Origin of the sequence: Streptomyces sp. MBT65 (assembly GCF_016612545.1) — a bacterium.
Classification (GTDB): Bacteria; Actinomycetota; Actinomycetes; order Streptomycetales; family Streptomycetaceae; genus Streptomyces.
The window spans coordinates 1-11,150 of record NZ_JAENRY010000038.1 but is presented as its reverse complement, the minus strand read 5'-3'; the positions used below and the strand labels follow the sequence as shown (position 1 = coordinate 11,150).

At 70.3% G+C, this 11,150-nt stretch carries 9 protein-coding genes; 4 read left to right on the top strand and 5 right to left on the bottom strand.

Annotated features, from left to right (window positions below):
* Window positions 1-61: 61 nt before the first annotated feature.
* Window positions 62-967 carry an endonuclease/exonuclease/phosphatase family protein gene (locus JHN63_RS11305; protein ID WP_234476451.1) on the bottom strand — a complete coding sequence of 302 codons (906 nt, stop codon included), beginning with the start codon at window positions 965-967 and terminating at the stop codon, window positions 62-64.
* A gap of 79 nt (window positions 968-1,046) precedes the next feature.
* Between JHN63_RS11305 and JHN63_RS11300 the strand changes: the two genes are divergently transcribed.
* From JHN63_RS11300 to JHN63_RS11285, 4 genes are read left to right on the top strand one after another with little or no spacing between them, the layout of a single operon-like run.
* Window positions 1,047-2,510, top strand: coding sequence for a hypothetical protein (locus tag JHN63_RS11300; protein WP_200679309.1), 1,464 nt, complete (start codon window positions 1,047-1,049; stop codon window positions 2,508-2,510).
* A 32-nt stretch (window positions 2,511-2,542) separates the two neighbouring features.
* Window positions 2,543-4,054: a hypothetical protein gene (locus tag JHN63_RS11295; protein ID WP_200679308.1), complete on the top strand. Its 1,512-nt coding sequence runs from the start codon at window positions 2,543-2,545 to the stop codon at window positions 4,052-4,054.
* 43 nt (window positions 4,055-4,097) lie between these two features.
* Window positions 4,098-4,784: a hyaluronoglucosaminidase gene (locus JHN63_RS11290; protein WP_200679307.1), complete on the top strand. Its 687-nt coding sequence runs from the start codon at window positions 4,098-4,100 to the stop codon at window positions 4,782-4,784.
* A 12-nt stretch (window positions 4,785-4,796) separates the two neighbouring features.
* Window positions 4,797-4,940, top strand: coding sequence for a hypothetical protein (locus JHN63_RS11285; protein ID WP_200679306.1), 144 nt, complete (start codon window positions 4,797-4,799; stop codon window positions 4,938-4,940).
* A 123-nt stretch (window positions 4,941-5,063) separates the two neighbouring features.
* On the opposite strand, the gene JHN63_RS11280 is transcribed toward JHN63_RS11285, so the two are convergent.
* The 4 genes from JHN63_RS11280 to JHN63_RS11265 form a co-directional block, all read right to left on the bottom strand.
* Complete coding sequence (locus JHN63_RS11280) at window positions 5,064-7,202, bottom strand: 3-hydroxyacyl-CoA dehydrogenase NAD-binding domain-containing protein (RefSeq protein WP_200679305.1); 2,139 nt, start codon at window positions 7,200-7,202, stop codon at window positions 5,064-5,066.
* Window positions 7,199-8,416 carry an acetyl-CoA C-acyltransferase gene (locus tag JHN63_RS11275; protein WP_200679304.1) on the bottom strand — a complete coding sequence of 406 codons (1,218 nt, stop codon included), beginning with the start codon at window positions 8,414-8,416 and terminating at the stop codon, window positions 7,199-7,201. The genes JHN63_RS11280 and JHN63_RS11275 overlap by 4 nt, the downstream gene beginning before the upstream one ends.
* Window positions 8,417-8,558: 142 nt before the next feature.
* On the bottom strand, window positions 8,559-9,581 hold the full coding sequence (locus JHN63_RS11270) for a LacI family DNA-binding transcriptional regulator (RefSeq protein WP_200679303.1): 1,023 nt from the start codon (window positions 9,579-9,581) through the stop codon (window positions 8,559-8,561).
* 231 nt (window positions 9,582-9,812) lie between these two features.
* A complete protein-coding gene (locus JHN63_RS11265) occupies window positions 9,813-11,090 on the bottom strand; it encodes a ribonuclease D (RefSeq protein WP_200679301.1) in 1,278 nt (425 codons plus the stop codon).
* Between the last annotated feature and the right edge of the window lie 60 nt (window positions 11,091-11,150).

Sequence of the window (11,150 nt, the reverse complement as noted above, 5' to 3'; positions counted from 1 at the left end):
GAAGCCAGTGAACGGACCCTCGGCCCCCGACCCCACCGTCGAGGGCCGCCGGGAGTTCCGGTCAGCCCGTGCGCACCTTCAGGAGCAGGGCGAAGTGGTCCGACCTGCCGGTGTCGCGCACCGTGCAGCCGGCCCGGGGCAACCCGGTGAAGAGGTAGTCGAACTTGTGGCCCGACACATGGGTCGCCCGCCCTGCCCGCGAGGACCCGGACGCCTGGTCGCACTCCCGGTGCGAGGTGTAGGGGCCGGCCGGCCACACCCAGGAGAAGGGGTTGCGCGACCCCGGCGGATTCACGTTCAGGTCACCGCCGTACACCGTGCGCCGCGCGGCCCCCGCGCGGGCCAGCGCCTTCAACTGGTCGTCGCGGAACTCCCATGCGGGGTGTACGACATCGCTGTGCCGCGGGCTCAGATGGGCCGTGCACACCCGGAGGTCGTGGGCCGCGACCGTGGCGCACAGGATGCCGCGCCGCACTCCCACGGTGGGCTGCTGCGCGGCCACGGCGGTGACGGCCGACAGACGGTAGGCGGCGAGGATGGCGAAACCGGCGGTGCCCGCCCCGGGCGTCGCGCAGCGGATCGGCGTCGTGCGCCCCGCCCGGTCGCGCTCGGAGTAGGCGTGGAACGCCATGTGCCAGGACCCGCCGAGTTCCCGGCGCACCGACTCCAGCTCCGCCTCGCAGGTCTCCTGGAGGAAGACCACCCGAGCCCCGGCCCGGGTCGCGAGGTGACTGAGCTGCGTCCGCTTCTCCGCCCAACTGCCGGTCGCGGCACAGCCCCACTGCCGTACCCCGCACATGTTCCAGGTCGCCACGGTCAGCGTCCGGGAGGACGCGTAGGAGCGGGTGGGGCCGTACGACTGGACCGCGGTCACCACGGTGGCGAGTCCGAGCAGGGCCGCCGCGGCGACGGCGAGCCTGCGCCACGGGATGCCCATGTGCCCGGACGGGGAGGTAGCGGGATGCATCAGGACATGATCGCTGATCATCCGACCGGACACCACATTTCCCGTGCCCCCGGCACCCCCGACGAGAGCGAAGCACGTCATGGCTGAAGCAACTGCCAAGGGCCGCAAGGTGATCGGCGGGATCGACGCCTCGGGCAGCCACCCCGTCGAGTACCGGTTCACGCACGCGCGCAGCGGCAACCGGCATCTGATGGTCGTCTTCGCCAACATCTACGCCCCGGACGACTACGGCTGGGCCACCGGCATCCTCGACACCCTGCGGTGCAACATCCTCTGGATCCGCGACCGGTTCGACGGCGGGAACACCTACTACCTGTGCAGGGAGATGGACTTCGGGGTCGAGCAGTCCGTCATCGGGCTCATCACCCGGGTGACGAAGTCCCTCGGACTGACCCCGAACGACGTGACGCTGTGGGGCAGTTCGAAGGGCGGCAGCGCCGCGCTCCACTTCGGGCTCAGATACGGCTTCCGCAATGTCGTCGCCAGCGTCCCGCAGTTGCGGATCGGCACCTTCGTGCGCGATGTCTATCCCGACACCGGCAGGAACATGCTCGGCGAGGCGATGGCCGACGACGACGTCCGGGTCCTCGACGCGGTCCTGCCCGACCTGCTCGCGGCGGGCGCGAGCCCGGACACCAACCTGTACCTGGTGTCCTCGCCGCAGGACGAGCAGTACAGCACCCAAGTGGAGCCGTTCCTCGGCCTGTTGCGGAACTACCCGAACTTCAACCTCATCTTCAGCGAGTCCCCGTTCATCACCGACCACGGGAAGGTCACCCAGCGCAACACGCCCCCGCTGCTGGGCATCGCCTACCTCCTCGTCGAGGGGATCACGCCCCGCCTCGGACTCACCCGGCACGGCTACGAGGAACCCGACGCCGACACCTCGGGCATCACGGAGTTCCTGGCGTCGACGGCCGTGGTGCAGGAGTCGTTCGCCGCGCCGGTCGTCACCGCGCCGCGCCCCCACGACCTGCTGCCCACGACCGACGTCCGCTGCGCCGGCCGGGCCCCGGGCGCGGTCCGCGTCAGCATCTGGGAGAACGGTGCCTACCTGGCGTCGGCACCGGTCGGCGCCGACGGCGGCTGGACCTGGCAGCGGGACCGGCCGTGGAGCGCGGGCGAGCACCTGCTGAAGCTCTTCGCCGTCGATGCCAGCGGCTACCAGTCCGAGCGCACGGAGGCCCGGTTCACCGTCTCGGAACACGTCGTGGCGGCACCGACGCCAAGCCCGGTGGCCGTAGGAATTCTGCTGCCTCCGCTGGTGCACACACCGGAGCCGTACCAGCAACTCCTCGACGTGCAGGTCCGGTTGACCGGCGCAGCCAACGGCGCTACCCAGGTGGGCTTCCGGGAGAACGGGGTCTTCCTCGGCTCCTGCGGCCTCGCCCACGACGGCCGCTGGCTCTGGAACGCGGAGTGGCGCTGGACCGAGGGTCCGCACACCGTCGAGGCGTTCGTGGTGAACGCCGCAGGCGACGAGTCGCCGCCCGCCTCCGTCACCTTCGCGGTCATCCCGACCCCGGCCGCCCCCGCCCACTGAACCCCGACTCGACCCAGGAACGGATTCCGCCCATGTCCCCAGCACCCGCGAACGGGAGGCACCTGCTCACCGGCATCGAAGCCGCGGGCGCGTTCCCGGTCGAGTACCGCTTCGCCCACGCGCAGAAGGGCAACCGGCACCTGGTCGTCGTCTTCGCCAACTTCTCCGCGCCGAGCGACTACGGCTGGTCCAACGGGGTGTTCGACAAGCTGTGCGCGAACATCCTCTGGATCCGGGACAGTTTCGAGGGCAACCGGAGCTACTACCTGTGCAAGGGGATGGACTTCGGCCTGGAGCAGTCCGTCGTCACCCTCATCTCGAACGTGATGAAGTCCCTCGACCTCACCACGGAGTCGGTCACGCTGTGGGGCGGCTCCAAGGGCGGAAGCGCGGCCCTCTACTTCGGCCTGAAGTACGGCTTCAAGAACATCGTCGCCATCGCGCCCCAGTTCTCGATCGGCACGTACGTGAAGAACGTGCACCCCGGTACCGCCCGGTTCATGCTCGGCGAGGGCGTGCCGGAGGAGAACGTGCGGATCGTCGACTCCCTCGTCCCCGACCTGGTCCGCTCCGGGGCCAACCGCGCGGCCAACGTGTACCTGGTCTCCTCGCCCCAGGACGACCAGTACCCGACCCAGATCGAGCCCTTCCTCGGGCTCTTCCAGCACTACGAGAACTTCAACTTCGTCTTCAGCGACTCCCCGCACATCGCGGACCACACCCAGATCGCGGGCCGCAACGTCCCGATGCTGATGGGCATCGTCAACCTCCTGATCGACGGCATCGCCCCACGGCTCGGGTACGTGAGCAACGGATTCGAGGAGCCGGACCGCGACAGGTCCGCCATCGACTCCTACCTGGCCGCAACGACCATGGTCCGCGGCGACGAGTTCCTGCCCCCGACCGTGACAACACCCGTACCGGGCACGGAGATCCGCAGGGACGCCGTACGGCTCGCGGGCCACGCCCCGGGAGCGGTCAAGGTGATCGTCTGGGAGCACGGAAAGTACCTCGGCCAGACCGACGTCGACGCCCACGGCACCTGGTCCTGGGAACTCGGCAGGGCCTGGAGCAAGGGCGAACACCCCGTGAAGGTCTACGGCGTGGACGCGGCGGGCTTCCAGTCCCGGCGCACCGAGATCCGCTTCACGGCGGTCGACTCGGGCGGGGCGGTCGCCGCCCCGCCCATGGACCGGGCCGCGATGATCTCGACGGTCGGGCCGAGCACCACCGCGCCGGTGGTGCTGGAGCCCGTGGCCCACGAGCAGGTCGCGTCCGCACGGGTCGTCTTCACCGGCTCGGCCGGCGCTTTCGCCCAGGTGGGTTTCCGGGAGAACGGAGTGCTGCTGGGCGGCACCCCCGTGGCCCCGAACGGCGGCTGGTCGTGGGAAGCCGGATGGGAGTGGGGCGCGGGCGCGCATGTCGTCGACGTCTTCGCCGTCGTCGCCTCCGGTACGGAGTCCCCGGTGACCAGGGTGCCCTTCACGGTCATGGCCGCCTCGGCCGGAGCGACCCCCGCGTCCTACTACGGCGGAACCTACTGAGGAAGCGGGCAACCAACCCGCCCGCCGAAAGGTCGTATCCCCCATGACAGTCGGACGAAGAATCTTCCTCGGCGCCTTCACCGCGGGCGCCGTCACCGTCGCCACCGCCCCGGACGCGGCGGCCGACGGCGAGTACACCGCGTACACCGCGCCCGCCCAGTTCTACGGCACCTCCACGACCGCCCACACGGTGACGATCAACCACAAGGCCACCTCCGGGTCGGCGGTGGCGCTCAACGTGACCTCGGACAACCCCGAGACCTCGGCGATGTATCTGACCGGCGTCGAGACCGGCCGCGGCACGCTGAAGATCGCCCACGTGGGATACGCCGACGGCTCGGACGCCAGCGCCTCCGCCCTGTCCATCGACCTCCAGACGGCGGGCACGGCCCCGCAGGGCATCTATCTGACCGCCACCAACGGCGCGACCAAGGGCGCCCTGCTCGTCCTGCGCAACAACGACGGCCTCGACGACCTGGTGGTCAAGGGCACCGGCCGGATCGGCGTCGGCATCGACCGCGGCGCCACACCCCAGTCCCAACTCCACGTGGTCCAGCGCGGTGCGGCAGCGTCGGCCATCCTCGCCGAGGGCGCCGTACGCCTCGCGAACGTCACGACGGAACCGACCAACGCGCCCGCCGCGGCCGGCGGCGGCTCCCTCTACGCCCGCGACGGCAAGCTGTTCTGGAAGGGCTCCGCCGGTACGGTGACCCAACTGGCCCCCGCGTAAAGGGAATTCGGCATGCAACTCACCCCCGACGAACTCGTCTCCGAGTTCCACGACGCCGTCATGGAGCTCTACTTCGCCCGCAAGCGCATCGCCCGTCTGGAGGCGGAGAACGCCGAGTTGACGGCACGGCTCGCGGCGGCCGAAGCCGAGGCATGAGTAGAGGGCCTCCGCCCGAAGCCGAGGCATAAGTAGAGGGCCTCCGCCCGAAGCCGAGGCATGAGTAGAGGGCCTCCGCCCGAAAGCGGAGGCCCTCCCCAACTCGCGTCCCTGCGAAGGCGGTTACGCCGGAACGCTCGCCAGACCCGGTGCCAGGAACGGCTTGCCGTTCACCCGCTCCGAGACACCCTCGCGGTCCAGGTACGGCGTGATGCCGCCCAGGTGGAAGGGCCAGCCGGCGCCCGTGATCAGGCAGAGGTCGATGTCCTGCGCCTCGGCGACGACACCCTCGTCGAGCATGATCCCGATCTCCTGCGCCACCGCGTCCAGGACCCGCTCGCGGACCTGCTCCTCGGTCAGGACGGAGTCGCCCTGCTGGAGCAACGCCGCGACCTCGGGGTCGAGTTCGGGCTTGAAGCCGTTCTCGGCGGAGTAGACGTAGAAGCCGCGCTTGCCCGCCTTGACGACGGCCGCGAGGTTCGGGGAGACCGTGAAGCGGTCCGGGAAGGCCCGGTTGAGGGTCTCCGAGACATGCAGACCGATGGCCGGACCGACCAACTCCAGGAGCACCAGCGGGGACATGGGCAGTCCGAGCGGCTCGACCGCCTTCTCCGCGACCGCGACCGGGGTGCCCTCGTCGATGACGTTCTGGATCTCGCCCATGAAGCGGGTGAGGATGCGGTTGACGACGAACGCCGGGGCGTCCTTCACCAACACGGCGGTCTTCTTCAGCTTCTTGGCCACCGCGAACGCCGTCGCGAGCGAGGCGTCGTCCGTCTGCTCGCCGCGCACGATCTCCAACAGGGGCAGAATCGCCACGGGGTTGAAGAAGTGGAAGCCGACTACCCGCTCGGGGTTCTTCAGCTTCGACGCCATCTCGGACACCGACAGCGAGGAGGTGTTGGTGGCGAGGATCGCGTGCGCCGGGGCGACCGCCTCGACCTCCGCGAACACCTGCTGCTTGACGCCGATCTCCTCGAAGACGGCCTCGATGATGAAGTCGGCGTCGGAGAAGCCCTCGGCCTTGTCCAGCACACCGGTGACCAGGGCCTTGAGGCGGTTGGCCTTGTCCTGGTTGATACGGCCCTTGCCGAGCAGCTTCTCGATCTCGGCGTGGACGTAGCCCACACCCTTGTCGACGCGCTCTTGGTCGATGTCCGTGAGGACGACCGGTACTTCGAGGCGACGCAGGAAGAGCAGGGCGAGCTGCGAGGCCATCAGACCCGCGCCGACCACACCCACCTTGGTGACCGGACGCGCCAGCGACTTGTCCGGGGCGCCCGCCGGACGCTTGCCGCGCTTCTGCACGAGGTTGAACGCGTAGATACCGGCGCGGAGTTCGCCACCCATGATGAGGTCGGCGAGGGCCAGATCCTCGGCGTCGTAACCCTGTTGGAGGTCGCCGTTCTTCGCGGCCTCGACGATGTCGAGCGCGCGGTAGGCGGCCGGGGCCGCGCCGTGCACCTTGGAGTCCGCGACGAGACGGCCCTTGGCGACGGCCTGGTCCCAGGCCTCGCCGCGGTCGATCGCCGGACGCTCGACCTTGATGTCGCCCTTGAGGACGTTCGCCGTCCAGATCAGCGACTGCTCCAGGAAGTCGGCGCCCTCGAAGAGCGCGTCGGCGATCCCGAGGTCGAAGACCTGCTGGCCCTTGAGCTGCTTGTTCTGGTTGAGGCTGTTCTCGATGATCACCGAGACGGCCTTCTCGGCGCCGATCAGGTTCGGCAGCAGCGTGCAGCCGCCCCAGCCCGGGACCAGCCCGAGGAAGACCTCGGGCAGCGAGAACGCGGCGATGTGCTTCGACACCGTGCGGTACTCGCAGTGCAGACCGACCTCGACGCCGCCGCCCATGGCCGCGCCGTTGTAGTACGTGAAGGTCGGTACCGCGATGTCCGCGAGGCGCTTGAAGACCTCGTGGCCGCCCTTGCCGATGGCGAGCGCGTCGTCGTGGTTCTTCAGGAGCTCGACGCCCTTGAGGTCCGCGCCGACGGCGAAGACGAACGGCTTGCCGGTGATGCCGACACCGACGATCTCGCCGGCCGCCGCCTCCTTCTCGACCTGGTCGATGGCGGTGTTGAGGTTCGCCAGCGAGGCCGGACCGAAGGTGGTCGGCTTGGTGTGGTCGAAGCCGTTGTCCAGCGTGATGAGCGCGAACCGCCCGGCGCTGTACGGCAGTTCGAGGTGGCGGACGTGCGCGGACGTCACGACCTCGTCCGGGAACAGCTCGGCCGCACCCTTCAGAAGCTCGGTGGTGGTGCTCACTTGTCCCCCTCGAAGTGCGGGTTCTCCCAGATGACCGTGGCGCCCATGCCGAAGCCGACGCACATCGTCGTCAGGCCGTAGCGGACGTTCGGCTGCTCCTCGAACTGGCGGGCCAGCTGCGTCATCAGGCGGACGCCCGACGAGGCCAGCGGGTGACCGAAGGCGATCGCGCCGCCGTACTGGTTGACGCGCTCGTCGTCGTCCGCGATGCCGTAGTGGTCCAGGAAGGCCAACACCTGCACGGCGAAAGCCTCGTTGACCTCGAAGAGGCCGATGTCACCGATGCCGAGGCCCGCCTTGGCGAGCGCCTTCTCGGTCGCCGGGATCGGGCCGTAGCCCATGACCTCCGGCTCGACGCCCGCGAAGGCGTACGAGACGAGCCGCATCTTGACCGGCAGGTTGTGCTCGCGGGCGAAGTCCTCGCTCGCGATGATCGACGCCGTGGCACCGTCGTTCAGACCGGCCGCGTTGCCCGCGGTGACCCGGCCGTGCACACGGAACGGCGTCTTGAGCCCGGCGAGGTTCTCCAGGGTGGTCCCCGGACGCATCGGCTCGTCGGCGGTGACGAGACCCCAACCGACCTCGCCCACCTGCTCGTTGGTGTTGCGCACCGAGATCGGCACCAGGTCCTGCTGGATCTTGCCGTTGGCGTACGCCTTGGCGGCCTTCTCCTGCGAACGCACCGCGTACTCGTCGGCGCGCAGCTTGGTGATGTGCGGGTAGCGGTCGTGCAGGTTCTCCGCCGTCATGCCCATGAACAGGGCGGAGTCGTCGACCAGCTTCTCGCTCACGAACCGCGGGTTCGGGTCCACGCCCTCGCCCATGGGGTGGCGGCCCATGTGCTCGACACCACCGGCGATGACGGCGTCGTAGGCACCGAAGGCGATCGAACCGGCGGTCGTGGTGACGGCGGTCAGCGCACCGGCGCACATGCGGTCGATCGAGTAACCCGGGACCGACTGCGGCAGCCCGGCGAGAATGCCGGCCGTACGGCCGAGCGTGAGTCCCTGGTCGCCGATCTGCGTGGTCGCGGCGATCGCGACCTCGTCGATCTTCGCGGGGTCGAGCCCGGGGTTGCGGCGCAGCAGCTCCCGGATCGCCTTCACGACGAGGTCGTCGGCCCGGGTCTCGTGGTAGATGCCCTTCGGGCCCGCCTTGCCGAACGGGGTGCGGACGCCGTCGACGAAGACGACGTCCCTGACGGTACGAGGCACGATTGGCTCTCCTCCAGGGTGCGGGATCGGCACTGCTGCGATGCGCTGAGCGCGCGCTCAGGAACCATGCTACTTGTGAGTAACCAGGCTGCCCAGTCCCGGGGCTCCAAGCGGCGAACGTCACACCCCGAAACCCTCGCGATCATGCCCCGGGCGGTCCCGTCGACCCCCGCGGGGTCAGCACCGGAGCGGGCACGGCATGCGAACCGGGCCCCTGCCTGGCGATCACCCCGAACAGCGTCCGGGCCACGTCCGCGCCGAATCCGTGCACATCATGGCCCATCGCGGAGAGCGTCGGATGCGTGACCCGGCACAGCGGGGAGTCGTCCCAGGCCAGCAGCGACACATCGGCCGGCACCCCGAGCCCCGCCGCCACGGCCGCCGCCAGCCCGGCGACGGCCATGATGTCGTTGTCGTAGACGATGGCGGTGGGCCGCTCCGCCTCCGCCAGCAACGACCGCGTGGCCAGCGCCCCCGCCTCCCCGGACTGATCGGTCACCACCTGCCGAACGTCCGACACCCCCAACGCCCGCACCGCCGCCTCGAAGGCGGCACTCCGCACGGCCGTCCGCCCCAGCTCCGCCGCCCCACCGACCCGCGCGATCCGCCGATGCCCGAGCGCCCCCAGATACCGCACGGCCTCGGTCACGGCAGCGGCCTCGTCGACCCACACGGAGGTCAGCCCACCCGTCAACGCCGGATCCGCCACGGCCACCACGGGCATCCCGAGCCGCCGCACCACCGCGACCCGGGGATCGTCGGCCCACAGGTCGACCAGGATCGCCCCGCCGATCTGCCGCGCCCGCCACCACGCCTCCAGCAGCCCGGCCTCCTCCGCCGGATCCCCGACGAGCCGCAACAAAAGCCCACAGGACCGCTCGGTCAGCACACTCTCCACACCGGAGACGAACTCCATGGAGAACGATTCGAGCCCCAGCAGCCGAGCGGGCCGACACAGAGCGAGCCCTACGACATCGACGCGCGCCCCGGCCAGCGACCGTGCGGCCAGGTTCGGCGCCCAGTCCAGCGCCCGCGCGGCCTCGAAGATCCGCTCCCGGGTCGCTTCCGACAACCCCGGCTTGTGATTGAAGGCGAGCGACACCGCCCCCTTCGACACACCGGCACGCGCGGCAACGTCCTTGATGGTGACGCGAGTTGTCGTCATCGGGTGCGCTCCACGCGGTACAGGGCGATCGGTCGACGGCTGCCTCCGGAGTCTGGCAGCCACGTACTCCGACCGCGCCCTGTTCCCCACAAATGACCCGAGGATCTTGGCCTGATCTAGACGTCCAAGTGCTGGGTGTTTTTGGGGCGCGGAGCTGTGTCGATGTGCGGCTCCGCCGTGCGGGCGCGACCGGCCCCGGCGGACCCGCACCCGCAAAACGACACAGAACCCCTACGGCGCCTTCGCGGTCAACGCCTCCACCAGGACCGGCGCCACCTGCTCCACCTGCCACGGTCGCGCCCCGTACCCGGCGAGCGCGGCCCCCACGGACTCGACGTCCGCACTCTTCGGCGGCTCCCAGCACACCCGCCGCACGGTGTCCGGAGTGATCAGATTCTCCTGAGGCATGTTGAGCCCCTCGGCCACCGCGGAGACCGCGGCACGGGCCGCGGACAGCCGAGCCGCGGCCTCGGGATCCTTGTCGGCCCAGGCGCGGGGCGGCGGCGGCCCGGTGACCGGCTGCCCCGGCTGCGGCAACGCGGAGTCGGGAAGGGCCTTGGCCCGGTCGACGGCCGCCTGCCACTGCTCCAGCTGCCGCCGGCCCATCCGATGCCCGAACCCGTTCAACGCGGCCAGCGCCTGCACGTCCAGCGGCAGCGCGAGCGCCGCCTCCACGATCGCAGCGTCGGACAGCACCTTCCCCGGCGACACATCTCTGCGCTGCGCGATCCGGTCCCGCGTCTGCCACAGCTCCCGTACGACACCGAGCTGCCGGCGCCGCCGTACCTTGTGCATCCCGGACGTACGACGCCACGGGTCCTTGCGGGGCTCGGCGGGCGGCGCGGCCGCGATCGCGTCGAACTCCTGGCGGGCCCAGTCCAGCTTGCCCTGCCGGTCGAGCTCCTTCTCCAGGGCGTCCCGCAGGTCGACGAGGAGTTCCACGTCGAGGGCCGCGTAGCGCAGCCAGGGTTCGGGCAGCGGGCGGGTGGACCAGTCGACGGCGGAGTGCCCCTTCTCCAGGACGAAACCGAGCACACCCTCGACCATCGCGCCCAGACCGACCCGCGGGAATCCGGCGAGCCGACCCGCCAGCTCGGTGTCGAAGAGCCGCGTCGGCACCATGCCTATCTCGCGCAGACAGGGCAGATCCTGGGTGGCGGCGTGCAGCACCCACTCGACGCCGGAGATGGCCTCGCCGAGGCCCGACAGATCGGGGCAGGCGACGGGGTCGATCAGCGCGGTGCCCGCCCCCGCACGGCGCAGCTGCACCAGATAGGCGCGCTGTCCGTAGCGGTAGCCGGACGCGCGCTCGGCGTCCACGGCCACGGGACCCGTGCCGGCGGCGAAGGCCGCGATCACCTCCGCGAGGGCCTCCTCGTCGGCGATCACGGGCGGAATGCCCTCTCGGGGCTCGAGCAAAGGGATCGGCGCCGGTTCGACGTCGTCCGGAGGGGCGCCTCCGGTGGTTCGCAGTGAGCTGTCTGCTGCGGTTTCTTGGGCGTCGGTCACCTGTCAAGGGTATCCGTGTATGGACAACGCCCGCCGACGGAACGTTCCGTCGGCGGGCGT